A 25380-nucleotide genomic window follows, 5' to 3' on the forward strand; every position below is an offset into this window, starting at 1 on the left:
GACGGTTCGATCATTCGTGGCAGGCTGCCGCAATTCGCCGGGCTTACCAGCTCCGCTTGAAGCCCGCCGAAATGCTCTTGCTGATCCCGCCTTGCGGAGTCTCGCTGACCGAGCCGGATACGCTGAGACCATCCGACAGCTTCTGCTCGGCGCCAATCTTGCGCAGCCATTTGTCGTCGCTCGACGACAATGTCTGTCCTGCCGTAACGCTGGTGCCCGTATCCTGGATCGAGAGCTTCGCGGATTGCTCGGTGTCGAAGCTGCGGCTGGTCTTCGGCGCCGCGCCGGGAATTGGCACCATGCCCTGCTGCGTGACGTTGTAGCCGTTCTGCAGAGTCAGATTGTAATGATCGATCGGCACCGCCTTAGTGATGGTGGTCCCGAGCCGACTCTGGTCCGAGCCAGGATCGACGCGGGCCTCGATCGCGGTCTTGTCCCAGATCGCGCCGGCGCCTGGTGCGGTCACGGCCGCCCACGCCGAGCCTCCGGACTGGGGCGCGCTGCCGCCATTCTCGGCCTTCTCGGCCAACAATTCCGACATCGTGGTCGGCTGCCGCGCGACCGTCATGTCGGCGCCGACACGCGCATCCCAAAACGGCGACACGGACTGCTTGACGGATACGCCCGAGGCAAGATTGCCCTTGTTCTGGTTGGACCAGTCGAGCGCGGCCGCCTTCTCCGCGGCAGCCTTGCGCTTCGCCGCGGCGGCCGCTTCCGGGCGATCCAGAAATGTCAGTTCGTCGATCGCGAGCTGGCTCCAGTCGAGCTTGTCGACGTCGATGTCCTTCATCGGGTCGGCTGCGGCGACCTGATCTTCCGGCTTGCCGTCGTCCTGATCCTGCGGCTCCGGCGCGATCTGCTGCCAGGGCGAGATCTGCAGCGGCTGCGGCGCCTGCATCAGTGTCTGCGCTTGTCCGGCGGACGCAAGAACGCCGAAGCCGGCCGTCAGAAACGCCAGCGCGCAACCATACGATCTCATGAGAGCAACCCCCGCCGCCCGAACCTGTCTGCCGGAATATGGTGGAATCTTGGCGCAAAATTATGACCGCGCCAGTCACGAAGTGTTGGGTTGTGGAAAGCCGAAATGCAATCCGCGCGCGCCCCGGCAGTTAGTGCGCGTCTCAGACGAAGCTGCCGATCCGCGGCAGGTCGATCGGCCGGCCGAGCGTCTGCTCCACGAGGTCGAACGTGTCGATCAGGATGCGCAGCCGCGCCAGCTTGCCGGCACGGAATTGCATGAATTGAGCGAGCCGCGCCGTGATCGGCCTGTCGGAATCCTGTCTCGTCATCGCGCATCTCACCATCGTCGCCGCGCCGCTCTCGTCCAGCATCAAGGTCTCGCGGTCGAGCTTGCGGATGTGGACGTTGTCCGCGATCTGCCGGACGGTCTCGAGCACGGCCTCCTTGCCCAGGCGGGCGCCGAGGAAAGGAAACATGTCGATCGGGCCATAGATGGCCCAATCGATCTCGTCATCGAGAATCGCAGCGAGGTCGTCGAGATGGCGTTCGTTGATCGCGCGATGCAATGCGCGCGACAGACGCCAGAGGCTATGCTCCGTCATCTCCGGTGATCCTGATCTGGCTTGCAAGGCGCCGCGCCGGACTTGAGGCGACATGACCATGATGTCGCGCCGGGGCGCCTAATCTGTTTTCTCTATTCTCCCTGCATACGCCAGCCAGACGCACGCGCAACGGGTGTTTTTGCATTGCACAAATGCATCATGCCTGGCGGCCAGGACGGAGCACGCGTTGACGTCGCGTTAACCGTGCTCGTGCGGCACATGCTGGCGTGCGAGCGCCACCTCGTGGTCGCGGAAAGCCGCCATCCCGAACATCGTCGCGCCCGCCAGCCCACCGATCAGGGCGCCCAGCGGCATGAAGGTGAAGAACACCAGCATGCCGGCATAGCCCTCGAACTCGCTGGTGCTGAACATCTCGATCCAGGCCAGCCCAAGCCCGATACCGACCGTCGCGCCGCCCACGACTCCCATCACCAGTCCTGCCATCGCCAGGAAAGCGATCTTCATATCCATCGATGCCCCATCAACCACCCGCTGATGGGTTCCCTCCGTCTGCCGCAGGTTCAACGCCACAAGCGAAGGCTTGCTGACGTTTCCGTGATCAGCTCGGATCGTCATGTGGCTGGCGCCCCCGCACGCGAATCAAGGCCGGGCGGTCCCCGCGACCAGCAACCGGCTGAGGTCGCATTCGAGCACCTGCTGCACCAGGTCGAACGTATCCATGATCTCGCGGATGCGGCTGACCCGACCATCCCGCAGCGTGTAGAAGGCGGCGAGGTCGTACTGCACGATGCGGTCGTTGTCGCGCTTGCGCAGGAAGATGCGGAGGTCGGCGGCGACCTGGTCGCCTTCGCAGATCATGGTCTTGATCTCGTGCCTAATGTCGGCATAGCGGCTGCGGCCGGCCTCCCACATCTGCCTGACCTCGGCCTTGCCGTGGCGGCGTCCGAGATGGGGAAAGATGTCGATCGGCGCCGAGGCGAAGTGCTCGACGTCGTCAGTGCAATGAGCCAGCACGGCGTCGAAATCGCCGGCGGCATGAGCCTCGAGCAGCTTGCGCACGCGCTGCTTGTTGATGTGCTCGATCATCCTGTCTCCACTGACCGGAAGCCCTTATCCGCGCCCCTCGTTCTGGAGAGATTGGCTGGGGAGCGTCAATCGCGGAGCGCCAGCCTAAGGTGACAATGCGCCGACACGGTGAATCGAAGCTTGGCAATCGGTGATGCGCGCGATCATTTCTTCCAGCCCGTAGGTCATCGCGGTGACCAAAAGGTTCGCGCCTTGGCCTCGGCAGTCTCAGGCCGGAACTACGACGCAGAGCCGTCGTTAGAGGAGCATCATCTCTGCGGAGCTCGATCATGAAGACCATGCTTGCCTTGTCCGTTGCAGCCATCGCGCTGCTGTCCGCCCCGGCTGCCGAGGCCAAGGGCTGCATCAAGGGAGCCCTCGTCGGGGGCGTCGCCGGCCATTATGCCGGTCACCACGGCGTGCTCGGCGCAGCTGCGGGTTGTCTCTACGGCCGTCATCGCGCCAAGGAGCAGGAGCGTCAGCAGCAGCAGGGCCAGGTCAACGGCCAGGGCCGGACGTAAGGGGCGGACGTAGTCGCGACCGGCGTCAACCGGCATTGCGGCAACGCTTCGTCAGTGGTCCGTAACACGGCCGGTGTGACGCGCCTCACGGTGCGCGCAATGCGCACGGGCTACACGGGAGCGGTCAGGTCCTCGTCGAGGGCCGCCGCACCCGGATGCTCCGCCATGCACCCCGTTTTGTCTTCCAGCGCATCTGCCCCGAAGGCTCCCCTGCTCAATCTGCTCGAAGGCATGGTGCTGACGGCGCTATTCCAGGCCATCCCGACCTATGCCGGCGCCGCGCTGATTCTCAAGCTGGCGCGCAGCAACGCGCTACATACGAACATCATCGGCTTCGTCGCGATCGCGACCATCATTCACGTGCTGATGACCTCCGCTGCCGGCCCCCGCTACCCGCATGTGCTCAAGCAGGCCTACGCCGCGGAGTTCTATGACGCGACGCTCGGCGTCGCCGACAAGGTGCTGCGCTGGCGCATGCAGCCCGAAGCCTCGCTGCAACTGCTGACCTCGACGGTGATGCTGGCGATCCTCTCGATCGCCGCGCTCGCGATGGGCTGAGGGCAATGCCGCTTGCGCGGGAGGCCTCGGCATCGGGATGAACCCGCAAGCTCAGACCCAGCGCTCAGCCACCACGCCAATCGCCTTGCGCAGCCGAATGGCTTCCGCCACAACATCCTGGAGACGCCCCGGACAACAACAAGAACACGTCGAGCCACTGCCTGCCATGTTCCGCGCCATCGAACGCCCAGTGGGCCCGCCGCCGCAGCTCAGCCAGATCGCCGGCGATTTCGGTCCGCTCTACGCCTCGCACGGCTTCATCGGCTGGCTGTTCGCCATCACCGGACCTGTCGCGATCATCCTGTCGGTCGGCGCCAATGGCGGACTGTCGCAAGCCGAGATCGCCTCCTGGATCTTCGGCGTGTTCTTCATCAACGGGCTGATCACGCTGTTGCTGTCCTGGCGGTATCGTGAACCGCTCGTGCTGTTCTGGACCATTCCGGGCACCGTGCTGGTCGGCCAGTCGCTGACGCATCTCAGCTTTCCACAGGTGGTCGGCGCGTTCTATGGCACGGCGCTGCTGATGCTCGTGCTCGGACTGTCGGGGTGGGTGAAGCGCGCGATGCAGCTGGTGCCGATGCCGATCGTGATGGGCATGGTGGCCGGCGTGTTTCTGCGCTTCGGGCTCGACCTCGTCCGCGCCGTGTTCACCGAGTTCGCCATTGCCGGCCCGATGGTCCTGATGTGGCTGGCGCTGACGGCCCTGCCCGCGCTGGGCCGTCGCTGCCCGCCGATCATCGGAGCGCTCATCATCGGTACGGTCACGGCGATCCTGTTCGGCAAGTATGATCACGGCGCCTCGCTACAGCTTGCCCTGATCACGCCGGTGATCCCGACGCCGTCCTGGTCGCTGGCAGCCATGATCGAGCTGATCGTGCCGCTCGCGGTGACGGTGCTGGTGGTGCAGAACGGGCAAGGCTTTGCGGTGCTGACTGCCGCGGGCCACAAGCCGCCGGTCAATCTCGTCACCGTCGCCTGCGGCATCGGCTCGGCGCTGTCGGCTGTCGTGGGCGGCGTCTCGACCTGTCTCACCGGACCGACCAACGCCATCGTCGTCTCCGGCGGTGAGCCGAAGCGTCATTATACCGCGGCGATGGTCGTCGGCATGCTCGCGCTCGGCTTCGGTCTGCTGGCGCCGACCTTTACGACATTGCTGCTGATCGCGCCGAAAGCGCTGATCACGGCGCTTGCCGGTCTCGCCATGCTGCGCGTGCTGCAGACGGCCTTCGTCACCGCCTTCAAGACGCGCTTCTCGCTCGGTGCTCTCACAGCCTTTCTCGTCACCGTCGCGGACGTCCCGCTGCTCAATATCGGCGCGGCGTTCTGGGGACTGGTGGCCGGCTTCGCACTGTCCTGGCTGCTGGAGCGTGCCGATTTCGCTGCTGACGCGGCGGAGGCCTAGCGACCATCGCATCGCACCACGCTCTGTTGTCGCGATCGCCATGGGACAGGCCATGCCCTAGTTGCAGCGCCGCCGGATCGCGCTACACTTCCCGATCAAACAAAAAGTCTTCGGGGAGGATCTCAATGACCGCGATCACGCGCCGCAACATGCTTGCGGGCACGGCAGCAGCGGGCGCGCTGGCGCTCACCGGGCAACCTGCCTGGTCGGAGCCGCAGTGGAAGAAATATGCCGGCACCAAGCTCGAGGTGATCCTGGCCAAGGGCCCGCGCGGCGACAATCTGCAGAAGAACATCAAGGAATTCACCGCGCTGACCGGAATCGAGGTGGAGTCCGAGCAGATCCCCGAGCAGCAGCAGCGCCAGAAGGTCGTGATCGAGCTGTCGTCGGGCAAGCCGAGCTTCGACGTGGTTCACCTGAGCTATCACGTGCAGAAGCGGCAGTTCGAGAAGGCCGGCTGGCTCACCGACGTCACCGACATGATGAAGGATCCGAACCTCACCGCGCCGGACCTCGTCCCGACCGATTTCTCCGCCGCAGGCCTCACCTACGCCAGCAACGACAAGGGCCGCATGTTCTCGCTGCCATGGTCGGTCGACTACTTCATCCTCTACTACAACAAGGAGCTGTTCGCGAAGAAGGGCGTCGAGGTGCCGAAGACGCTCGACGAGATGGTCACGGCGGCGCAGAAGCTGACCGATCCGAAGGACGGCACCTTCGGCTTCGTCGGCCGCGGCCTGCGCAACGCCAACATGACTCTGTGGACGAACTTCTTCCTCAACTACGGCGGCGAGTTCCTCGACGCCAAGGGCAACATCCTGACCGATGGTCCGGAAGCGGTCGAGGCGACCAAGCTGTATCAGAAGCTCCTGACCACCTGCGCGCCTCCCGGCGTCGCTGGCTTCAACTGGATGGAGTCGATGGCCTCGTTCACGCAAGGCCGCTCGGCCATGTGGATCGACGGCGTCGGCTGGGCGCCGCCGCTGGAGGACCCCAATGCCTCGCGCGTCGTCGGCAAGGTCGGCTACACCGTGGTGCCGGCGGGCCCGAAGGGGCAGTATTCCGCGACCTATGGCGACGGCGTCGGCATCCCCGCAGCCTGCAAGAACAAGGAGGCCGCCTGGCTGCTGTGCCAATGGATGGTCTCCAAGACGCAGGGCGCGCGCCTGGTGCAGGCCGGCGGCGGCGTGCCGTTCCGCAACTCCGTGCTCAACGATCCCGGCATCCAAGGCGGCGTGAAGATGCCGAAGGAGTGGCTGCAATCGGCGATCGACTCCGGCAAGATCTCAAAGCTCGGCCTGCCCGTGGTCATTCCGGTCGCCGAATTCCGCGATCTCGTCGGCGCGGCGCTGACCGCCACTCTGTCGGGCGCCGATCCCGCGACCGAACTTAAGAAGGCGCATGAGCAATTCCGCCCGATCCTGGAGCGCAGCGAAAAAGCGTGAGCACGATGGTCGAACAGGTCGGCGCGGCAGCGAAAGCTGCTGCGCCGGAGCGCGCGTTACGGCCACCGTCGTACTGGCCGTTCGTGGTGCCCGCGCTGATCACCGTGCTCGCGGTGATCATCTTTCCCTGGCTGTTCACGATCTGGATGAGCTTTCAGGAGTGGAAGGTCGGCTCGCCCACGACCTTCGTCGGACTGGCGAACTATCTGCGGCTGCCGACGGATCCGCGCTTCGTCGAGTCGGTCGGCCACACGCTGTCCTACACGGCGCTGTCCGTGCTGCTGCCCCTGGTGCTCGGCACCTTCGCGGCGGTGATCTTCCACGCCCGCTTCCCCGGCCGCGGCCTGCTGCGGGCGCTGTTCATCATGCCGATGATGGCGACGCCGGTCGCGATCGCGCTGGTGTGGACGATGATGTTCCACCCGCAGCTCGGCATCCTGAACTATCTGTTGTCACTGGTCGGCCTGCCGCCGCAGCTCTGGGTGTTTCATCCGGGCACGGTGATCCCGTCGCTGGTGCTGGTCGAGACCTGGCAATGGACGCCGCTGGTCATGCTGATCGTGCTCGGCGGCATCGCCTCGCTGCCGACCGAGCCGTATGAGAGCGCGCAGATCGACGGCGCCTCGACCTGGCAGATGTTCCGCTACATCACCCTGCCCCTGATCATGCCGTTCCTGTTCATCGCCGCGATGATCCGTGCGATCGACGCGATCAAGAGCTTCGACATCATCTTCGCGATCACCCAAGGCGGCCCGGGCTCGGCGTCGGAGACCATCAACCTCTATCTCTACAGCGTCGCCTTCGTCTATTACGACCTCGGCTATGCCTCGGCGATCGCGGTGGTGTTCTTCGCGCTCATCATCGCGCTGACCGCACTCTTGCTGGTGCTGCGCCGTCGCGCGCAATGGAATGCGCTGGGGAGCGAGACATGAGCGTGAACACCCTGCTCGGCCGTCTTGGGCTGGCGCTCGGCGTCTTCCTCATCGTCTCGCCGGCGATCCTGTTCTTCCTCTGGATGATCTCGCTGTCGGTCAAGTTCGAGGTCGACAACGCCGCCTACCCGCCGGTGTTCTGGCCGGAGCACTTCGCCTGGAAGAACTACACCGACGTGCTGTCCTCCAACCGCTTCTTCACCTATTTCAAGAACAGCCTGCTGGTGACCGGCGCCGCGACGGCGCTCGCCATGCTGGTCGGCGTGCCCGCCGGCTACGGCATCGCGCGCATGGCCGCGCACAGATCGGCCATCGTGATCCTGATCGCGCGCATCACGCCCGGCCTGTCCTATCTCATTCCGCTGTTCCTGCTGTTTCAGTGGCTCGGCCTGCTCGGCACCTTGTGGCCACAGATCATCATCCATCTCGTCGTCACCGTGCCGATCGTGATCTGGATCATGATCGGCTATTTCGAGACCACGCCGATCGAGCTCGAGGAGGCCGCGCGCATCGACGGCGCCACGCGCTGGCAGGTCTTCCGTCACGTCGCCTTGCCCGTGGCCAAGCCCGGCCTCGCCGTCGCCCTCATCCTGGCGGTGATCTTCTCGTGGAATAATTTCGTGTTCGGCATCGTGCTGGCGGGACGTGAGACGCGGACGTTGCCTGTCGCTGTATATAATATGATTTCTTTCGATCAGTTGAGCTGGGGGCCGCTCGCAGCGGCGGCGCTGATCGTGACGCTACCAGTGCTGCTGCTCACCGTCACGGCGCAACGACAGATCGTCGCCGGGCTGACGGCGGGCGCCGTCAAGGGCGGCTGAACGTCATACAACGACGTCTCAGCCGAACGCGCGTTCGGTATATCATATGCCATGCGACCGCTGCGGCGGAATGTCCGTATTGCCTTGGTCAGGCCATGATCTGCACCTTGGTTACCTTGATGGAACCAGGATTCGGCCAACGGCTTGACGCGAGTTGCGATAGCCTCCAAAGGTTTCAAATTGTTTCCGTGCCGGCTTCGTTTCAGCCGAATACCTCTGCGCCCGCACGATCGACCGAACCGGGATTGGCGCTCTCGTCGGTTTGTCGTGCAGATCTCTCACCGGCTGAATGCCTGACCGACGAAAGCTGCATGACGTCCGATCGCGACGCCTCCGCGCCTGACCGATTGACTGCCCTGTTGCAGACCGAGCTGTTGGACTCGCCGCCCGAGCCCGGCTTCGACCGCGTCACGCGCCTGACGACGCGGCTGCTGCAGGCGCCGGCTGCGATCATCGCACTGGTCGATCGAGACCGGCAATTCTTCAAGAGCTCGGTCGGTCTGTGCGAGCCCTGGGCCTCGCTGCGCGAGACGCCGCTCAGCCATTCGTTCTGCCAGCATGTCGTGACCTCGTCCGAGCCGCTGGTCGTCAACGACGCCACAACGCACCCACTGGTGAAGGACAATCTCGCGATCCCGAGCCTCGGCGTCATCGCCTATCTCGGCGTGCCCTTGAGGCTGCCGAGCGGCGAGGTCATCGGCGCGCTCTGCGCCATCGACCACGAGCCGCGGCAATGGAGCGAGGACGACATCGCGCAGCTGACCGAGCTCGGCGAGATCGTGATGGACGAGATCGCGCTGCGCACCGAGAACGCGCGGCGGCGCAACGTCGAGCAGCACCAGCGCGTGCTCGTGCATGAGCTCAATCATCGGGTCAAGAACACGCTGGCGCTGGTCGACAGCGTGATCGCGCTCAGCATCCGCGATGACTCCGCACTCGCGGAATTTGGCGAGGTGCTGCGCGGCCGAATCGCCGCGCTGACCCGCAGCCACGCGCTGGCGCTGGACCGCGGCCGCGAGGCGATCGCGCTCGACGCGCTGGTGTGCGCCGAGCTCGCGCCCCTGCAATCCGATCGCGTGGTGGTCGACGGCCCCGAGGTTCAGCTGTCGCCGGGCATCGCGCTGTATCTGTCGATGGGCCTGCATGAGCTCGTCACGAACGCGGCGAAATATGGCGCATTGTCCAACGATGCGGGACGGGTGACGCTGAGCTGGAGCCATGCCGACGACCGGCTGCGCCTGTCATGGCAGGAGAGCGACGGGCCGGCGGTCACGCCGCCCGCGCGCACCGGCTTCGGCTCGCTGCTGTTCGAACGCATCATCGGCGCGGCCCTGAAGGGCCAGGTCACGCGCGACTTCGCAGCCGACGGGCTCAAGGTCACGTTCGACCTGCCGCTCCCGTCCTGACGCTCAATCGCGCTGCCCGCGCCGGCGCGTCAGCGTGATCTCGGCGAGGATCGACATCGCGATCTCCTCCGGCGTGATCGCGCCGAGATCGAGCCCGGCCGGCGCTTTCACCTTGTCGAGCAGCGCCGCGTCGATGCCATCCTTCAGCAGCTTGTCGCGCAGGCTGTCCATCTTGCGTCGGCTGCCGACGAAGGCATGATACGCCGCGTCACAGCCGAGCGCCGCGCGCAACGCAGCCTCATCGCCCTTGCCTTGGGTCGAGACCACGATGAAGCGGCGGCCGCCGCCGAGATTGTCCAGAGTGAAGCCGTCGACATAGACATCGCTGTTTGGCGTGCCCGTCAGATCGGCCGACGGCGCTGCGAGCGTCACGTGATAGCCGAGCGGCCGCGCCTGCGCCGCGAGCGCCAGCGCCACCGGGCTGGCGCCGAGGATCACCAGCGCGGGATGCGGCAGCACCGGCTCGACGAAGATGTCCATCGTGCCCTTGCTCGGGCACATGTTGGCGGCGAAGCGCACACCCTCCTTCGTCTCGCCAGCCCTGACGCCGAGCTCGGCGAGCAGGTTCTCCGGCTGCACCGACACCATCCGCGGCACGCCATCGGCCAACGCCTCCCGCGCCGCCTTCAGCACCGCCCCCCGCGCGCAGCCGCCGCCGATCCATCCCGCGACGATGCTGCCGTCGGGCCGGATGATCGCCTTGGCGCCGGCCTTGGCGGCCGTCACGGAGACCGTGCGCACGACGGTGGCGAGCACGAAGCTTTCCTCAGCCGCCTTGAGCTGTGCGGCGAGATCGAGGAGTTCGGGAGAGGTGGTCATGCCTTCCTCCTCTGCGAATTGTCGGCCCACGCCGTTGCACCAAGCACGGTCCGTTCCCTCCCCCCTTGTGGGGGAGGGTGAGGGAGGGGGGCGGCTGGCACCGGTGTCCGCGGTACCCCCTCCCCAACCCTCCCCCACAAGGGAGGAGGGAGCGCACCGTTGGTGCCGCAGCGGCGGGGCTCGAACTGCGAGTAGTAGGTTCGATCCACATCTCATAACCTCGCCAGATACGGCTCGAGCGCTGCGAGCGAATTCAGCGTGTGCGCGGGCGCGTAGAGATCGACGTAAGGCAGCGCGGCCTTGATGCCGCGCGCTTCGGGCGCGTAGCCGTCCCAGCCGAGCATGGGGTTGAGCCAGACGATGCGGCGGCAACGGCGGCGCAGCTGCGCCATTTCGCGATCGAGCAAGGCCGGATCGCCGGTGTCGTAGCCGTCGGAGACGATCATCACGCAGGTCCGCGAATGGATCACGCGCGCGGCGTGCCAGCGGTTGAAGGTCTGCAAGCTCTCGCCGATCCGCGTGCCGCCGCCCGCGCCCTGCGTCATCATCGAGAGCCGGTCGAGCGCCCGCGCCGCGTCACGCTCCTTCATCGCATCCGAGACGTAGGCGAGCCGGGTGTGAAACAAAAACGCCTCGGCTTCGCGAAACTGATCGAGCACGCCATGGATGAAGCGCAGGAACACCGCCGTGTAGGCGCTCATCGAGCCGGAGGCGTCGAGCAGCACCACGAGCCGCAACGGCTTGACCTTGCGGCGGCGATGCACCAGCGCGATTGGCACGCCGCCATGGCTGATGTTGCGATGAATGGTCCGGCGCAGATCGAGCCGCTCGCCCTTGCGTTGCTGCTGATCGCGCCGCGTCAGCCGCGTGCGCATCGCCCGCGCGAGCCGCGCCGCCGCCTCATGCGCCAGCGCGACCTGGTCGGGATCGGCGAGCTTGCGGAAGTCGGTGTCGCCGATCGACTCCACGCGCGAGGCGCCCTCGCGCACACCTTCGCCGGTCTCGCGTGGTGCGTCTTCGGACGGCACCTGATCCATCACGCCTTGTGGACCACGCTCGCCTGCGCCAGCGTCCTGCAGGCTCTTCAAGGACGGGCTATTTGCCGCCTGCGGCGATCCCGATGTGAGGACCCGCGAGCGCGCGCGCTTGCCGAGCCAGAACGCATCGAACAGGCCGTCGAAGCGCTCCCACTCGCTCTTGCGCGCCGCGAACAGGTGCTTGAACGCGGAGCGCAGCAAGCCGGCCCTGTCGGCATAGCCCGCCGCCATCACTGCCGCGGCGTCCTGCCCCTCAGGCAGACCGACCGCAAAGCCATTGTCACGCAGCGTCCGCAGGAAGGCACCGAGACGGCCGGCGACCAACCGCGCCACTGCGTCCAAGTCCTCATGATCGGGGGTGGCGCCGCAGCAGCTCATGCGACCTTCCCCAGCAGGCGCGCCGCGACCTCGCGCGTGATGCGCGCGCGGTCCTCGTGGGTCTTCAACAAACAGACCAGCGTGTCGTGGATGACCTCAGGCTGGTCCTTGAGATCGCGGATGTCGAGACCGACCAGCGCCGCGGCCCAGTCGAGCGTCTCGGCGACGCCAGGCACTTTGCGCAGTTCCTCCTTGCGCAGACCCTCGACCATCCGCGCAATCTGCAACGCGAGCTGCGCGGAGGCGCCATTAATCCGCGCCAGGATGATGCGGGCCTCGCGGTCGACATCGGGATAGTCGACATAGTGATACAGGCAGCGCCGGCGCAGTGCGTCTGACAGCTCTCTGGTGCCGTTCGAAGTGAGCACCACATGCGGAATGCTGGTCGCCGTGATGGTGCCGAGCTCGGGGATCGACACCTGGAAGTCGGACAGCAGCTCCAGCAGGAAAGCCTCGAACTCGTCATCGGCGCGATCGATCTCGTCGATCAGCAGCACCGGCGGCGTGGCGCGGCGGATCGCAGCAAGCAGCGGCCTTTCGAGCAGATATTTCTCGGAGAAGATCTGGTCCTCGATGGCGTCGGCATGGCCGCGATGCGCCTCGATGGCGAGCAACTGGCGCTGATAGTTCCACTCGTAGAGCGCGGCGCTCTGGTCGAGTCCTTCATAGCATTGCAGCCGGATCAGCTCGGTGCCATGCACCGACGCGAGCGCCTTCGCGACCTCGGTCTTGCCGACGCCGGCCTCGCCCTCCAGCAGCAGCGGCCGCTGCAACAGCTGCATCAGCGCAATCGCGGTCGCCAGCTCGCCATCGGCGATGTAGCCGCAGGCGGCAAGAGATTGCGCGATGTCGTCGCGGGTTTTCATGTTGAGTTCAACTGCCTCGCCATCGGAGGTGAGCTCCCCTCCCCCTTGCGGGGAGGGGGCGGGGGTGGGGGTCTCCAGGCACACTGCCCGTGGGGTACCCCCCTCCCTAGCCCTCCCCCACAAGGGGGGAGGGAACGTACTGCATGCGCGGCGGACGCTTGCGGGCTGCGACTAGGCGGCCACCACACCCAGGTTCTTCGCCGCCTGCCAATTGCGCCAGAAGTCGTGGGGCATCTGGATGTGGGTGGCGCCGAGGAACGAGAAGGCGTCGTTGACGGCGTTGGAGAACGCCGGCACGCCGCCGACATTGGGGCTTTCGCCGACGCCCTTGGCGCCGATCGGGTGGTGCGGCGACGGGGTTACCGTGTAGTCGGTCTCCCAATGCGGCGTCTCGACCGCAGTCGGCATGAAGAAGTCCATGAACGAGCCGGTGACGACGTTGCCTTCCGTATCGTAGCGGATCTCCTGGCCCATCGCGATGGCGAAGGCCTCGGTGAGACCGCCATGAACCTGGCCCTCGATGATCATCGGGTTGATGCGGGTGCCGCAATCGTCGAGCGCATAGAAGCGCCGGACCTTGTACACGCCGGTGTCGACGTCGATGTCCATCACGCAGAGATAGGCGCCGAACGGATAGGTCATGTTGGGCGGATCGTAGTAGCTGACCGCCTCCAGCCCCGGCTCCATGCCCGGCGGCACCGAGTTGTACGCCGCCCAGCAGATGTCCTTCATCGACATCGCCTTCTCCGGCAGGCCCTTCACGCGGAAGCCGTCGATGTCCCATTCGAGATCGTCCTCGTGGACCTCGAGCTTGTAGGCTGCGATCATCTGCGCCTTGGCCTTGATCTTGCGGGCGGCCATCGCGATGGCCGCGCCGGCGACCGGCGTCGAGCGCGAGCCGTAGGTGCCCAAGCCATACGGCGCGGTGTCGGTGTTGCCCTCCTCGACCATGATGTTATCGGCGGGAATGCCGATCTCGCTGGCGATGATCTGCGCCCAGGTTGTCTCGTGGCCCTGGCCCTGGCTCTTGGTACCCATGCGCGCGATGCCGGCCCCGGTGGGGTGCAGGCGGATCTCGCAGGAATCGAACATCGCGATGCCCAGGATGTCGCAATTCTTCGACGGACCGGCGCCGACGATCTCGGTGAAGAATGAGATGCCGATGCCCATGATCTCGCGCGTCTCGCCGCGCTTGAAAGCTTCGCGCTTCTCGGCCTGCTCCTTGCGGAGCCCGGCGTAGTCGACGCTCTCCATCATCTTGCGCATGGCGGTGTGATAGTCGCCGGAATCGTATTCCCATCCCAACGCCGAGTGATAGGGAAACTGCTCCGGCTTGACGAAGTTCTTCAGCCGCAGCTCGGCCGGATCCATGCCGAGCTTTTGCGCCAAAATGTCCATCGCGCGCTCGATGCAATAGGCCGCCTCGGTGACGCGGAACGAGCAGCGATAGGCGACACCGCCCGGCGCCTTGTTGGTATAGACACCGTCAACCGCGAGATGCGCGACCGGGAAGTCATAGGAGCCGGTGACGATGTTGAAGAAGCCGGCCGGCCATTTCGACGGATCTGCGCAGGCATCGAAGCCGCCGTGATCGGCGAGCACGTGCACGCGCAGGCCGGTGACCTTGCCGTCCTTGGTCGCCGCGATCTCGGTCGTCATGTGATAGTCGCGGGCGAACGCCGTGGCGGTGAGGTTCTCGATGCGGTCCTCGACCCATTTCACCGGCTTGCCGGTGACAATCGAGGCCACCGCCGCGCAGATGTAACCGGGATAGGCGCCGACCTTGTTGCCGAAGCCGCCGCCGATATCCGGCGCGATGACGTGGATCTTCTGCTCCGGGAGCTTCGCGATCAGCGACACCACGGTGCGGATGACATGCGGCGCCTGGAAGGTGCCCCAGATCGTCAGCTCGCCCTTGATCTTGTCGAACGAGCACACGCACTGGCAGGTCTCGAGCGGCGACGGGTGAGTGCGGTGATAGGAGATCATCTCCTTGATCGTGACATCCGCCTTGTTGAACGCCGCGTCGGTCAGCTCCTTGTCGCCGACGGTCCATTCGAAGATGTGGTTGTGGTGCTTGCGCGGGCCGTGTGCGCCGACCGTCTTGCCGGCGAGGTCCTCGCGCAGGACAGGCGCATCCGGGTCCATCGCCTTGAACGGATCGACCAGTACCGGCAGCGGCTCGTAGTCGACGACCACCTTGGACACGCCGTCATCGGCGGCGTAACGGTCGGTGGCGACGACGAAGGCGACCTCCTGGTTCTGGAACAGCACCTTGCCGTCGGCGAGCACCATCTGCACGTCGCCGGCCAAGGTCGGCATCCAGGCGAGGTTGACGGTCTTCAACGTCTCCGCGGTGATCACCGCGAGCACGCCGGGCACCTTCAGCGCCTCCTCGGTGTGGATGGCCTTGACCCGCGCATGGGCGTGCGGCGAGCGTACGAAGTCGCCATGCAGCATGCCCGGCAGCTTGACGTCATCGACGTAGTTGCCCTTGCCTTGGGTGAAGCGGATGTCCTCGACGCGCTTGCGCCGGCAGCCCATGCCTTCGAGAGCGGCTTCGCGTTGTTCCCGCGTGGGAGTCATGTCGTTCATTCCGCGGCCTCCTGGAATTCCACGCCGTTGATCTTGGCGGCGGCGTATTGGATCGCCTTGACGATGTTCTGATAGCCGGTGCAGCGGCAGATATTGCCGGAGATGCCGGCGCGGATCTCGGCTTCGGTCGGCGACGGGTTCTCCTTCAGCAGCCGATGCGCGCGCAGAATCATGCCGGGGGTGCAGAAGCCGCATTGCAGGCCGTGCATCATGCGAAAGCCTTCCTGCAGCGGCGACAAGGTGCCGTCGGCATTCGCCATGCCCTCGATCGTAGTGATCTCAGCGCCATTGGCCTGCACCGCCAGAATGGTGCAGCTCTTCACGCTCATGCCGTCGATATCAACAGTGCAGGCGCCGCAATGGCTGGTCTCGCAGCCGATATGCGTGCCGGTGAGCTGCGCCTGCTCGCGCAGGAAATGAACCAGAAGCGTGCGCGGCTCCGCGAGGCCCTCGACCTCGCTGCCGTTCACCTTCATCGTGACGTGGGTTTTGGGCATTCGGTGCTCCCTGAAAATTGCGTCGGCTTATGCCGACTTTGGGCCTGCTATCAGCCACCCGGGAGTGCGCTCCCCTCCCCCTTGCGGGGAGGGGTCGGGGGTGGGGGGTCCACGGCGGCGGTCTCGCTTGGGGCTACCCCCCTCCCCGCCCCTCCCCCACAAGGGGGGAGGGAGAGGAGAAAGCGTGCCGTGGGGCGAGATGGCAGCGCGTGCTTCACCACGGTCTAGGCAAAACGCTGCTACTTCGCCCGGCTCGCCGCGCGCTGCAGCGCGCGCATCACCATGATGCCGCCGACATGCACGCGGTACTCGGCCGGACCACGCGCATCCGACGCCGGCTGCATGATCGCGCGCGCCGCGTTTGCGGCGGCCTTCAGCGCCGCGTCGTCCAGCGTGGTCCCGATCACGGCATTCGCCGCATCGGTCGCGAGCAGCGGCGTCTCGTGCAAATTGGTCAGCGAAATGACGCAGCTCGCCACCTTGCCGCCAGCCATCGTCAGCACGACGCCAGCCGCGGCAGTCGCATAATCGCCGACCTTCCGCTTCAGCTTCTCATACGCATAGCCGTGCCCCACGGGCGGCACGGGAATGCTTACCCCGGTCAGGATCTCGCCAGGCTCGAGCGCGGTGAAATACGCCCCCTGGTAAAACTCCCGCGCCGCGACCTCGCGGGCGCCGTTCGGCCCCTCCAGCCGGTAGCTCGCGTCCAGCGCAAGCATCAGCGCCGGCATGTCGTTGCCGGGATCGCCATTGGCGACGTTGCCGCCGAGCGTGCCGCGGTAGCGCACCTGCGGATCGGCGATCAAAAGCGCCGTCTCGTGCAGGATCGGCAACGCCTCACCGATCTCCGCGGACGCCAGCAGCTCGGCCTGCGTGGTCATCGCGCCGATTGCGATGCGGTCGCCATCGCGGCAGATGCCCTTGAGGCCGGCGATGCCGTGCAGGTCGATGAGATGCGCCGGTGTTGCCAACCGCAGCTTCATCATCGGCAGCAGGCTGTGGCCGCCGGCGAGCGGCCGCGCCTCGTCGCCGAGATCGGCGAGCAGCTTGATCGCATCGCCGACACTCGCGGGCCGATGATAGTCGAACGGACCTGGAATCATGGCGTTCCCTCCTGGACTGTCTTGCCTTGACGGCTTGGCTTCGCGCGGGTGCCGCGGGCGTTCGTGCTGCAAGAGCGAAGGGCGAACACGGGCGCATCGCGTGGTTGGCGGCAGGTTCGATCCGGATCGACGGGTCGCGCAACGAAGCCGGCACGGAGAGCGATGAATTCGCACGAATTGCAGGCGGGCGCGCACGAATTGCGTCAGACAAGGCGACCTAATCGCGCCGATGGCGAAGTGGCGGGACGCACGAAGGCGCAGCAGCAGGAGATGCTTGCGGTCTCGGTCGACGTGCGTCGTCGAGATCGTCCGCCTCTGATGTTGCGAATGCGAACAGATTCAGGCCGGCCGCCGCAGCCCGAGCCGCGCCTTGACCTCGGCGACCTTGGCGCGGCTCACCGGCACGCGCGGCTTGGAAGGACCATCGAGCTCGATGATCGCGCCCTCGCCTTCCTTGCCGACGAAGGTCACATGCTCGATCGCGACGATGTGACTGCGGTGGACGCGGATGAAGCGGCCGGGATCGAGCTGCGCCTCGGCCTCGGAGATCGACCACGGGCACATCCGCTCGCGGGTGCCGTCATGCACCCTTGTGTAGTGCGCATCGGCGCGGACGCTGCGGACGTCACCGGCATCGATGAAGTGGGTGCCGTTGGCGCCTTCGAGCGGCAGGCGCACGGCCGCGATGCGCGGCGGCTGGCCGATGCCGCCGAGCGGCGCGGCCTTGATGCGCGCAGGCGCGAGCGGCTCGACCGGTTCCGGAACAGCCGGCGCGACGGATTGTGCTGGCGGCGGGGGAATGACTGGTTCTGGCGCCAGCTCCGGGACAGCCTCGGCCGGCACCGTCATCGGCTGCGACGGGCGATGCGGATCGGGCACCAGCGACAACAGGAAGCCTGCCGCGACCACGAAGCACAGCACGGCCACGACGATCGCCAGCACCTGCGGCGATGCGGCAAGGCCAGCGGCAGCATGCTGATGTCCCTCGCCGGCCGGCACGACATGCATGCCGAGCATCGCCGTATAGTGCATGCCGGAGACCGCGATGCCGAAGGCGAGCGCGCTGATGGCGAGCCGCAGGCCATCCTGCCGCGCCAGGAAGATGCGCAAGCCCCCATAGGCGGCGACGATCGCGATCGCGACCGACAGCGCCACCAGCGCGGGATCATGCGTCAGCCCGAACGGGCCGGCGAGCCCGTGCATGCCGACATAATGCATGCTGGCGATGCCGGCGCCGAGCAGCAGCGCCGACGGCACGACGCGTTGCGGTGAGGGATCACCGATGCTGACGAAGAACAGCGAGATGCCGACGACGAGGGCGCAGATCAGAAAAGAGATGATGGTCGGCAGCACCAGATAGACGGCGTCTGCCGGCAAGGGCGCGGCCATCATGCCCACGAAATGCATCGTCCAGATGCCGACCGCCAGAATGCCCGCGGCCCCGGACAGCAGCACCCGCGGACTGGTCTCCGGCCCGCTGCGGATGCGCGCGGTGAGACTGAATCCGGTATAGCCACCCAGGCTCGCGACCACGACCGAGAGCGCGACGAGATAAGGATCGTATCCTTCGATCATCCTTGCCGGCCGCCCGTCGCCACGGGCCAGCCTCCTCCCGGGAGAGGTTTTACAGGGGGCCAGCGGGGAATGACAACACAAGGCGGGGAGCGCGAGGAGGCGTGATGTCGCTGGGCGGGGAGCGTTGAACGTAATGCGGCTCTTGGGCGAGTGAGATCCGGACTTTCACCGCGGAGGTGGTGCGCTCCCCTCCCCCTTGCGGGGAGGGGTCGGGGGTGGGGGTCCACGCATTCCGCTCAAAATGATGAGCCTCGAGTCCGAGAAAGCATATTGGCAGACGTGAGTCTCACGGAATTCAGTGCCCGGAGACCCCCACCCCCAACCCCTCCCCGCAAGGGGGAGGGGAGCGGACTGCCCGTGTCGCGAAAAGCGAGAATGACAACTCTGCCGTGAGAAGCGCGTGCGGCTGGCGTCCGCCGGCCACACGCCTTCGCCCTATCAGATGATCCCAGCCGCGACCTGGCTGCGCAGACGCTCCAGACTCAGCAACGTCTCCGCACACGCCGTGGCCACCTCCACGCCCTTGGTCGCAAAGTGCTTCCGGAAGAACTCGAAATGCGCCTGGGTCTCGTGGAATTGCTGCGGCGTCAGCACCGCGGAGAACACCGGCACCTCGGTGCGCAGCTGCACGTCCATCAGCGCCTTGATGACGGTGTCGGCGACGAATTCGTGGCGATAGATGCCGCCGTCGACGACGAGGCCGGCCGCGACGATCGCGGTGTAGCGACGGGTCTTGGCGAGCAGCTGGGCATGCAGCGGGATCTCGAATGAGCCCGGCACCTCGAAGATGTCGACGCGGTCGCGCGCGATGTGGCGTGCCTCGATCTCGTCGAGAAAGGCTGTACGGCATTCGGCGACGACGTCGCGATGCCAGGCCGACTGCACGAAGGCCACCCGCTGCGGCTTGGTGAAGCGGGGATGCGAGGGCGCCGGCGGCTGGTCCTCAGGCGGCGACGCGACCGGCGTATCCGCCGGCGGCGCGGTTTCGGTGGCAGTGTCGATGTCGGTGGTGTCGATGGAGTCTTGCAACATCTGATTCATGGTTGTCCTCGTTGAGAGACCAGAATCAGGGCACACGGAACGACGACGCCCCCACGCTGATGCGCGGGGTGCCGGGACCCGTTCTCTTTCATCCGGACTGTGACCGTCGGCTTCGGAGTCGCACCGAATCTGCTGACCCTTCTCTTCGAAGCGCGATCCGGAGAACGGGATTCTCCAGACCGTGCCCTGCAGAGAAGGCGCTCGCGGGCTCGCGCTCTCGACCGAGATTGCTTACCGCCGGTGGGGAATTTCGCCCCGCCCTGAGAACATGAGCCGCCCGGATGGACGGCCCGCAGGAACTATGCAGGCGCGCGTGGGCTGCGGCAAGGCCCGACGGCCGCGATCCGTGAGGGCCCGCCATGCAGCCCGCGGCCGTCGTTCCCGCGGCCAAATCAGCCCAGTCGGCGCCTTTGCGGCGATTCCGATTCCGTTTTGTTCTCGTTTGGCCATGATTCCACAGGTTGGACAGGAGTTGTGGACGAAGCGGTGTTTCGCTGTGGACGGACTCACCCCCCCGTTGCGCAGATTCCGCAAATCACATCAGTTTGTCGTCGCACGCCCGGGGGACCTCCGAGGCTGCAAGCCGGGTCTCGAAGCGCCGTGAGGGCGCGGGCCGGGTCGCCGCGTAAGTACCAACGAGATCAAGAAGACGAGGTCGAGACGGCATGTCCCTGCTCGAAAGCACTATCGATTCCGGAAATCATCCTTTGAGCGTCGTCGAGAACATCGCCGCCGACAACAACTGGATGTTCGAGCGTTCCGGCGAGGACGAGATCACGATCGCCTCCAAAGGGCAGTGGACCGACTACCAGATCTCCTTCACCTGGATGGGTGAGATCGAGGCGCTGCACCTGGCCTGCGCCTTCGACATGAAGATTCCGGAAGCGCGCCGCGCCGAGGTGCAGCGGCTGATCGCGGCCATCAACGAGCAGCTCTGGCTCGGCCATTTCGACATCTGGACCCATACCGGCATGGTGATGCACCGCCAGGCGCTGGTGCTGCCCGGCGGCATCACCGCCTCGGGTCCGCAATGCGAGAGCATGCTGGCCGGCGCCATCCACGCCTGCGAGCGCTACTTCCCGGCGTTCCAGTTCGTCGTCTGGGCCGGCAAGTCGACCCAGGACGCCATGGCGGCGGCGCTGTTCGATACGGAAGGCGAGGCGTAACTCGCCGGCGCCTGGACACACTCGGTGATAGGGGTAGGGAAGGCTTTTGGCCTCCCCTCCCTCCGAACCGTACGGGCGGTTTTCCCGCATACGGCTCTCCAGTTGGTGGTTTCTCAATCGAGACCGTCTCGCTGCTTGCTGGGTAGCGTAAAGAGTGAACCACCCAGCATTCGCGAAGGAGGCATTCCTGCCACCTGTGACGCCGTTGCCAGCGCCGACAGCACGCGCTCCGTCCACATCTCGGCTTCGACCGACGCCTGAGTTGCGTGCGGTCCCTCTGCATCTTGCTTAGCCTCTTCGGCACTCACAATGCTGCCTTTGCCTCGACATGATCTTCGCTCGTCCACCTTCCTGCCCTACCTTCCCTTGGAAGGGTTTTGCTACCCCCTCCTACAGTGGTCCGTGCACCAGACCACAACGGTACTATGCGGGCTCTGACTCCTGACGCTCTCACCCAAACGTCAGGTCTCTCCGCTTACTCCGCTTTGCCTTCCCGGCATTCCGACCTCAACCACGCGGGCTGTCCCTCGGTCGCTTTGGACGTCGCTTCAGCGCCGAGGGTTACTTCCAGGCTTCGCCAAGGACGAGCAGGCTCGCCACAGCTCCCCGCCGAATCAGGTTCGTGCTCCTACGGACTGCCAGTTCACCTCCGGTTGCTCTCCACCCCGCCTCACGGCGACGCAGTTACCTTCGATTATGGAGCTGCAACCAACTCCAGAGCGGACTTCCACCGCTCCAACAAAGCGTCCTCGCGGACGCACTCGTCCCGGCCTTGAGCCGGGACCCATACCGCGTGATATCGGCGTGGCGCGCGATGCTTGTCGCTCTGCCCTCGCTCCACTAGAACCGCCTGTGTTTATGGGTCCCGGCTTTCGCCGGGACGACAGTGGAGTGCGTCGTGGCTTCAGCGGACAACAACCTGCTTCATCACTTCACCGGCACGATCGTGCTCGCCGGCGCCGGCAAGATGGGCGGGGCGATGCTGACCGGCTGGCTGGCAGGGGGCCTCGATCCCAAGCGCGTCGTTGTGATCGAGCCGATGCCGTCGGCGGAGATTACGGTGCTGGCGGCCAGGGGCGTCCGGCTCAATCCCGCCGAAGCCATGGCGGCTGAGGTCGTCATCCTCGCCGTCAAGCCGCAGATGTTCCGCGAGGCGGGGCCGGCGCTGAAGCCGTGGGTCGGCGACGCCACGCTTGTGCTGTCGATCATGGCCGGCACCACGATCGCCAGCCTGCAACAGGTGGTCGGCGGCGCGGTCGTCCGCGCGATGCCGAACACGCCCGCTGCGATCGGCCGCGGCATCACGGTCGCGGTGCCCGCCGTCAATGTGAGCTCGGCGCAGCGCGCGCTCACGGATGCGCTGCTGCGCGCCACCGGCGCAGTGGAATGGATCGAGGACGAGACACTGATGGATGCGGTCACCGCCGTGTCCGGCTCCGGCCCCGCTTATGTCTTCCTGCTCGCCGAGGAGCTCGCCCGCGCTGGCATCGCCGCCGGCCTGCCCGAGGCGCTGGCCACGAGGCTCGCGCGCGACACCGTGTCCGGCGCCGGCGAGCTGCTGCGTCAGTCGGAGCTGCCGTCGGCGACCTTGCGGCAGAACGTCACGTCGCCCGGCGGCACCACTGCGGCCGCGCTATCGGTGCTGATGGGGACGGACGGCTTCAAGCCGCTGTTGGAGCGCGCTGTGGCGGCGGCAACGGCACGCTCAAGGGAACTGGCGAAGTAGCCTCCACACCTTCCGCCGTCATTGCGAGCGCAGCGAAGCAATCCAGGGGCACGCCCGCGGCCCTGGATTGCTTCGTCGCTTCGCTCCTCGCAATGACGGTGGAATACGCCGCCTAAGGCACCGCGAACCGCTTCTTGAACTGCTCGACATTGATCAGTCCGCGGCCGTGGCGGCCGTCGCCGATCCTCACCTCGCCATGATAGGCCTCGACGCTGAAGCGGATCACGCGGCGCTCGACCTCGATCACCTCGGCCACGGTGCGGATGGTGGCGCCGACCGGCGACGCGGCGAGATGGCGGACATTGACCTCGGTGCCGACGGTGACCCAGCCGGACGGCAGCACCGGGTTGATGGCATCGCCCGACGTCATCTCCATCTCCAGGATCATCATCGGCGTCGCATAGACCATCGGCATATGCGGCACGAAATGGCCCACGGTGCGCTCCGGCGGCACGACCAAAAGGCGCTCGGCGCGCAGGCCCGGCTTGATGATGTCACGTGCGTCCATGGTCGCTCCAAATTCCCATGTCGTCCCGGACAAGCCACGACGCGCGACAGCGCGGCGGGCGCCGATCCGGGATCCATACGCCGCGGCGGTCCTGATGGGCGACAAAGCCAATGACCAGCCTGCCTCGAACCGCTTCCTGAGGGTATGGGTCCCGGCTCCGCGTGCGCAATTGCGCACTAGGCCGGGACGACACCGGTGCTTATCGAGACGGAGGCGATGGCCGCGCTCCGCGCGGACGACAGTGAGGCTATTTCTTCTGCTCGGCCAGGCGCTCGACGAAGGTCTTGCCGCCCTTCATCTTGTGCGTCAGCGGCGCCTCGTTGATCTGGATGACGACGGCTTCGGGGTCGACGCCGAGATGCGTCACCAGCGCCTTGCTGATGTCGCGCATCATGTTGGTCTTCTGCTCGTCGGTGCGGCCGGCGGCCATGTTGATGGTGATCTCGGGCATCTACGTCCTCCTTCTATTCTGACCGTTCTCGCAACGGGTCTGTGAGTGAAACCGTCATCGCGAGAAGCGAAGCGACGAAGCGATCCAGGGCTGCTCCGAAAGATCGTTCTGCTTGGCCCTGGATTGCTTCGCTTCGCTCGCAACGACGCGTCGACCAACCGCGCCGCATGCTCGCCGAGGCTGTCGTTACCCCCAGCTCACGTCATGGCGCGCGAGCACCTCGCGGACGGCGGCGACGAGTTCGTCCTCCTTGGCCGAGAATTGCGCCGGGCGGCTCTCGCGCCATTCCTGGTTGGAGGCGATGGCGGCGGCGGCCTTGGCGCCCTCGATCAGGTCCTTGATCTGCACCTCGCCGCGCGCCTTCTCGTCCGAACCCTGAATGATGACGCAGGGCGCATTGCGGCGGTCGGCATATTTGAGCTGGTTGCCCATGTTCTTCGGATTGCCGAGATAGAGTTCGGCGCGGATGCCGTGGCCGCGCAGGGTCGAGACCATCTTCTGATAATCGGCGACGCGGTCGCGATCGAACACGGTGACGACGACCGGGCCGAAGGCCGGCCGCGTGTCGAGCTTGCCGAGCAAGGTCAGCGCCGCCTGCAGCCGCGACACCCCGATCGAGAAGCCTGTCGCCGGCACCGGCTCGCCACGGAAGCGCGAGACGAGGCCGTCGTAACGGCCACCGCCGCCGACCGAGCCGAACACCACCGGCTGCCCCTTCTCGTTCGGGATCGCGGCGAGCAACTGCGCTTCGAACACCGGGCCCGTGTAGTATTCGAGGCCGCGCACGACCGAGGGATCGACCATGATCTGGCTGTGATAGCCGGCGGCATCGACGAGGCGCGCGATCTCGACGAGCTCGTTCAGGCCGTCGACCGCGAGCTTGGAGTCGGCAAAGGTCTCGCGCAGCATGTCGACGATGCGGCGGGCGACGTCGTACTCGCTCTCCTTGCGATCGGCATCGCCGGCGAGTCGCTGCGCGACATCCTTGTCGCCGGCATAGGCGAGCGTCGGCGGCGCGACCAGCGCGCGCGCATTGACGAAGGTCTCGATCTTGGTGATCTGCGCGTCGTCGAGCCCGGCGCCCTTGGTGAAGTCACCGCTCTCATCCTTGCGGCCCGCGCCCAGCAGCTCGCGCACGCCGCGCTCGCCGAGACGGTCGAGCTTGTCGATCGCGCGCAGCACCGTCAGGCGGCGGCCGATGTTCTCGTCGCCGCCGAGGCCGATCGCCTCCATGACGCCGTCGAGCACCTTGCGATTGTTGACCTTGATCGCGTAGTCGCCGCGGGAAATGCCGAGCGCCTCGAGCGTGTCGGCCGCCATCATGCACATCTCTGCATCGGCCGCCGGCGATGCCGAGCCGACGGTGTCGGCGTCGAACTGCATGAACTGGCGGAAGCGGCCGGGGCCCGGCTTCTCGTTGCGGAAGACGTAGCCGGAGCGGTAGCTGCGATACGGCAGCACCAGGCCATCGGTGCCGTATCGCTCGCCGACATAGCGCGCGAGCGGCGCGGTGAGGTCGTAGCGCAGCGAGATCCACTGCTCGTCATCGTCCTGGAACGAGAACACGCCCTCGTTCGGACGGTCCTGATCGGGCAGGAATTTGCCGAGCGCATCGGTGTATTCGAACACCGGCGTCTCCACCGGCTCGAAGCCGTAGCGCTCGTAGACGGTGCGGATCTTCTCGACCATCTCGCGCGTGGCGGCGATCGCCGCCGGGCCGCGATCCTCGAGCCCGCGCGGCAGCCGCGCCTTCAGCTTCTGGGGTTTCTTGGGTTTGTCGGACATGGGACTCGACACGTAGGGTGGGCAAAGCGCAGCGTGCCCACCGTGGGTGACAAACACCGCAGGCGGTGGGCACGGCCCGCTTCGCGGTCCTTTGCCCACCCTACGGGATGGAATGCGTTGGCTTGGTTGGTAGCAGCCAGGGCGGGGTGCGGCAACCCGA

24 protein-coding genes and 1 riboswitch are annotated in these 25380 nt (G+C 66.2%); of the genes, 9 read left to right on the top strand and 15 right to left on the bottom strand.

The features are described from left to right. Positions 1–43: 43 nt before the first annotated feature. From ACVILH_RS01885 to ACVILH_RS01900, 4 genes are all read right to left on the bottom strand, one after another. Positions 44–979, bottom strand: a complete 936-nt coding sequence (locus ACVILH_RS01885; protein WP_456711363.1) for a hypothetical protein — start codon at positions 977–979, stop codon at positions 44–46. 142 nt (positions 980–1121) lie between these two features. After that, positions 1122–1562: a nuclear transport factor 2 family protein gene (locus ACVILH_RS01890; protein ID WP_456711364.1), complete on the bottom strand. Its 441-nt coding sequence runs from the start codon at positions 1560–1562 to the stop codon at positions 1122–1124. A gap of 198 nt (positions 1563–1760) precedes the next feature. Next, entirely contained in the window at positions 1761–2027 is a 267-nt protein-coding gene (locus ACVILH_RS01895) for a hypothetical protein (RefSeq protein ID WP_456716849.1), read from the bottom strand. Positions 2028–2162: 135 nt separating this feature from the next. Next, on the bottom strand, positions 2163–2609 hold the full coding sequence (locus ACVILH_RS01900) for a nuclear transport factor 2 family protein (RefSeq protein WP_456711365.1): 447 nt from the start codon (positions 2607–2609) through the stop codon (positions 2163–2165). Positions 2610–2878: 269 nt separating this feature from the next. Between ACVILH_RS01900 and ACVILH_RS01905 the strand changes: the two genes are divergently transcribed. The 7 genes from ACVILH_RS01905 (at position 2879) to ACVILH_RS01935 (ending at position 9673) form a co-directional block, all read left to right on the top strand. Next, on the top strand, positions 2879–3109 hold the full coding sequence (locus ACVILH_RS01905) for a hypothetical protein (RefSeq protein WP_456711366.1): 231 nt from the start codon (positions 2879–2881) through the stop codon (positions 3107–3109). A gap of 165 nt (positions 3110–3274) precedes the next feature. Continuing rightward, positions 3275–3667: a hypothetical protein gene (locus ACVILH_RS01910; protein WP_456711367.1), complete on the top strand. Its 393-nt coding sequence runs from the start codon at positions 3275–3277 to the stop codon at positions 3665–3667. A 166-nt stretch (positions 3668–3833) separates the two neighbouring features. Next, positions 3834–5069 (top strand): benzoate/H(+) symporter BenE family transporter, encoded by a 1236-nt coding sequence (locus tag ACVILH_RS01915; protein WP_456711368.1) that lies wholly within the window; start codon positions 3834–3836, stop codon positions 5067–5069. Positions 5070–5194: 125 nt separating this feature from the next. After that, positions 5195–6514, top strand: coding sequence for an ABC transporter substrate-binding protein (locus tag ACVILH_RS01920; RefSeq protein ID WP_456711369.1), 1320 nt, complete (start codon positions 5195–5197; stop codon positions 6512–6514). Further along, positions 6511–7446, top strand: coding sequence for a carbohydrate ABC transporter permease (locus ACVILH_RS01925; protein WP_456711370.1), 936 nt, complete (start codon positions 6511–6513; stop codon positions 7444–7446). Before ACVILH_RS01920 ends, ACVILH_RS01925 begins: the two co-directional genes overlap by 4 nt. Then, complete coding sequence (locus ACVILH_RS01930; RefSeq protein WP_456711371.1) at positions 7443–8267, top strand: carbohydrate ABC transporter permease; 825 nt, start codon at positions 7443–7445, stop codon at positions 8265–8267. Before ACVILH_RS01925 ends, ACVILH_RS01930 begins: the two co-directional genes overlap by 4 nt. A gap of 311 nt (positions 8268–8578) precedes the next feature. Further along, positions 8579–9673: an HWE histidine kinase domain-containing protein gene (locus ACVILH_RS01935; protein ID WP_456711372.1), complete on the top strand. Its 1095-nt coding sequence runs from the start codon at positions 8579–8581 to the stop codon at positions 9671–9673. A gap of 3 nt (positions 9674–9676) precedes the next feature. On the opposite strand, the gene ACVILH_RS01940 is transcribed toward ACVILH_RS01935, so the two are convergent. From ACVILH_RS01940 to ACVILH_RS01975, 8 genes are all read right to left on the bottom strand, one after another. After that, positions 9677–10492: an XdhC family protein gene (locus ACVILH_RS01940; RefSeq protein ID WP_456711373.1), complete on the bottom strand. Its 816-nt coding sequence runs from the start codon at positions 10490–10492 to the stop codon at positions 9677–9679. 212 nt (positions 10493–10704) lie between these two features. Then, complete coding sequence (locus tag ACVILH_RS01945) at positions 10705–11907, bottom strand: vWA domain-containing protein (RefSeq protein WP_456711374.1); 1203 nt, start codon at positions 11905–11907, stop codon at positions 10705–10707. Next, positions 11904–12773, bottom strand: a complete 870-nt coding sequence (locus tag ACVILH_RS01950) for an AAA family ATPase (protein WP_456711375.1) — start codon at positions 12771–12773, stop codon at positions 11904–11906. The genes ACVILH_RS01945 and ACVILH_RS01950 overlap by 4 nt, the downstream gene beginning before the upstream one ends. A 171-nt stretch (positions 12774–12944) precedes the next feature. Further along, the gene (locus ACVILH_RS01955) at positions 12945–15368 is read right to left on the bottom strand and encodes an aerobic carbon-monoxide dehydrogenase large subunit (RefSeq protein WP_456711376.1); all 2424 of its coding nucleotides are present in this window, start codon (positions 15366–15368) and stop codon (positions 12945–12947) included. Further along, positions 15365–15865 (bottom strand): (2Fe-2S)-binding protein, encoded by a 501-nt coding sequence (locus ACVILH_RS01960; protein ID WP_456711377.1) that lies wholly within the window; start codon positions 15863–15865, stop codon positions 15365–15367. Before ACVILH_RS01960 ends, ACVILH_RS01955 begins: the two co-directional genes overlap by 4 nt. Before the next feature lie 239 nt (positions 15866–16104). Next, positions 16105–16968: an FAD binding domain-containing protein gene (locus ACVILH_RS01965; protein ID WP_456711378.1), complete on the bottom strand. Its 864-nt coding sequence runs from the start codon at positions 16966–16968 to the stop codon at positions 16105–16107. Between the two features lie 339 nt (positions 16969–17307). Beyond that, positions 17308–18543 (bottom strand): MHYT domain-containing protein, encoded by a 1236-nt coding sequence (locus ACVILH_RS01970; protein WP_456711379.1) that lies wholly within the window; start codon positions 18541–18543, stop codon positions 17308–17310. A 438-nt stretch (positions 18544–18981) separates the two neighbouring features. Continuing rightward, positions 18982–19584: a 6,7-dimethyl-8-ribityllumazine synthase gene (locus ACVILH_RS01975; protein ID WP_456711380.1), complete on the bottom strand. Its 603-nt coding sequence runs from the start codon at positions 19582–19584 to the stop codon at positions 18982–18984. A 76-nt stretch (positions 19585–19660) separates the two neighbouring features. Continuing rightward, positions 19661–19856, bottom strand: a riboswitch (FMN riboswitch). A gap of 393 nt (positions 19857–20249) precedes the next feature. Here ACVILH_RS01975 and ACVILH_RS01980 point away from each other — a divergent pair. Together ACVILH_RS01980 and proC are read left to right on the top strand one after the other, a co-directional pair. Beyond that, positions 20250–20750, top strand: coding sequence for a YbjN domain-containing protein (locus ACVILH_RS01980; protein WP_456711381.1), 501 nt, complete (start codon positions 20250–20252; stop codon positions 20748–20750). Between the two features lie 898 nt (positions 20751–21648). Further along, a complete protein-coding gene (gene proC / locus ACVILH_RS01985; protein ID WP_456711382.1) occupies positions 21649–22476 on the top strand; it encodes a pyrroline-5-carboxylate reductase in 828 nt (275 codons plus the stop codon). Positions 22477–22588: 112 nt separating this feature from the next. On the opposite strand, the gene ACVILH_RS01990 is transcribed toward proC, so the two are convergent. The 3 genes from ACVILH_RS01990 to hisS form a co-directional block, all read right to left on the bottom strand. After that, positions 22589–22984 carry a thioesterase family protein gene (locus ACVILH_RS01990; protein ID WP_456711383.1) on the bottom strand — a complete coding sequence of 132 codons (396 nt, stop codon included), beginning with the start codon at positions 22982–22984 and terminating at the stop codon, positions 22589–22591. Positions 22985–23231: 247 nt separating this feature from the next. Then, the gene (locus tag ACVILH_RS01995; protein ID WP_456711384.1) at positions 23232–23435 is read right to left on the bottom strand and encodes a tautomerase family protein; all 204 of its coding nucleotides are present in this window, start codon (positions 23433–23435) and stop codon (positions 23232–23234) included. A 186-nt stretch (positions 23436–23621) separates the two neighbouring features. Then, entirely contained in the window at positions 23622–25220 is a 1599-nt protein-coding gene (gene hisS / locus ACVILH_RS02000; protein WP_456711385.1) for a histidine--tRNA ligase, read from the bottom strand. Positions 25221–25380: the final 160 nt, after the last annotated feature.

Source organism: Bradyrhizobium sp. USDA 4353 (assembly GCF_054063215.1).

What these genes read in the sequence shown, in the direction of transcription:
- ACVILH_RS01885 (WP_456711363.1), bottom strand. Translation starts at nt 979, where the DNA reads ATGAGATCGTATGGTTGCGCGCTGGCGTTTCTGACGGCCGGCTTCGGC.
- ACVILH_RS01890 (WP_456711364.1), bottom strand. Translation starts at nt 1,562, where the DNA reads ATGACGGAGCATAGCCTCTGGCGTCTGTCGCGCGCATTGCATCGCGCG.
- ACVILH_RS01895 (WP_456716849.1), bottom strand. Translation starts at nt 2,027, where the DNA reads ATGAAGATCGCTTTCCTGGCGATGGCAGGACTGGTGATGGGAGTCGTG.
- ACVILH_RS01900 (WP_456711365.1), bottom strand. Translation starts at nt 2,609, where the DNA reads ATGATCGAGCACATCAACAAGCAGCGCGTGCGCAAGCTGCTCGAGGCT.
- ACVILH_RS01905 (WP_456711366.1), top strand. Translation starts at nt 2,879, where the DNA reads ATGAAGACCATGCTTGCCTTGTCCGTTGCAGCCATCGCGCTGCTGTCC.
- ACVILH_RS01910 (WP_456711367.1), top strand. Translation starts at nt 3,275, where the DNA reads ATGCACCCCGTTTTGTCTTCCAGCGCATCTGCCCCGAAGGCTCCCCTG.
- ACVILH_RS01915 (WP_456711368.1), top strand. Translation starts at nt 3,834, where the DNA reads ATGTTCCGCGCCATCGAACGCCCAGTGGGCCCGCCGCCGCAGCTCAGC.
- ACVILH_RS01920 (WP_456711369.1), top strand. Translation starts at nt 5,195, where the DNA reads ATGACCGCGATCACGCGCCGCAACATGCTTGCGGGCACGGCAGCAGCG.
- ACVILH_RS01930 (WP_456711371.1), top strand. Translation starts at nt 7,443, where the DNA reads ATGAGCGTGAACACCCTGCTCGGCCGTCTTGGGCTGGCGCTCGGCGTC.
- ACVILH_RS01935 (WP_456711372.1), top strand. Translation starts at nt 8,579, where the DNA reads ATGACGTCCGATCGCGACGCCTCCGCGCCTGACCGATTGACTGCCCTG.
- ACVILH_RS01940 (WP_456711373.1), bottom strand. Translation starts at nt 10,492, where the DNA reads ATGACCACCTCTCCCGAACTCCTCGATCTCGCCGCACAGCTCAAGGCG.
- ACVILH_RS01945 (WP_456711374.1), bottom strand. Translation starts at nt 11,907, where the DNA reads ATGAGCTGCTGCGGCGCCACCCCCGATCATGAGGACTTGGACGCAGTG.
- ACVILH_RS01950 (WP_456711375.1), bottom strand. Translation starts at nt 12,773, where the DNA reads ATGAAAACCCGCGACGACATCGCGCAATCTCTTGCCGCCTGCGGCTAC.
- ACVILH_RS01955 (WP_456711376.1), bottom strand. Translation starts at nt 15,368, where the DNA reads ATGAACGACATGACTCCCACGCGGGAACAACGCGAAGCCGCTCTCGAA.
- ACVILH_RS01960 (WP_456711377.1), bottom strand. Translation starts at nt 15,865, where the DNA reads ATGCCCAAAACCCACGTCACGATGAAGGTGAACGGCAGCGAGGTCGAG.
- ACVILH_RS01965 (WP_456711378.1), bottom strand. Translation starts at nt 16,968, where the DNA reads ATGATTCCAGGTCCGTTCGACTATCATCGGCCCGCGAGTGTCGGCGAT.
- ACVILH_RS01970 (WP_456711379.1), bottom strand. Translation starts at nt 18,543, where the DNA reads ATGATCGAAGGATACGATCCTTATCTCGTCGCGCTCTCGGTCGTGGTC.
- ACVILH_RS01975 (WP_456711380.1), bottom strand. Translation starts at nt 19,584, where the DNA reads ATGAATCAGATGTTGCAAGACTCCATCGACACCACCGACATCGACACT.
- ACVILH_RS01980 (WP_456711381.1), top strand. Translation starts at nt 20,250, where the DNA reads ATGTCCCTGCTCGAAAGCACTATCGATTCCGGAAATCATCCTTTGAGC.
- ACVILH_RS01990 (WP_456711383.1), bottom strand. Translation starts at nt 22,984, where the DNA reads ATGGACGCACGTGACATCATCAAGCCGGGCCTGCGCGCCGAGCGCCTT.
- ACVILH_RS01995 (WP_456711384.1), bottom strand. Translation starts at nt 23,435, where the DNA reads ATGCCCGAGATCACCATCAACATGGCCGCCGGCCGCACCGACGAGCAG.
- hisS (WP_456711385.1), bottom strand. Translation starts at nt 25,220, where the DNA reads ATGTCCGACAAACCCAAGAAACCCCAGAAGCTGAAGGCGCGGCTGCCG.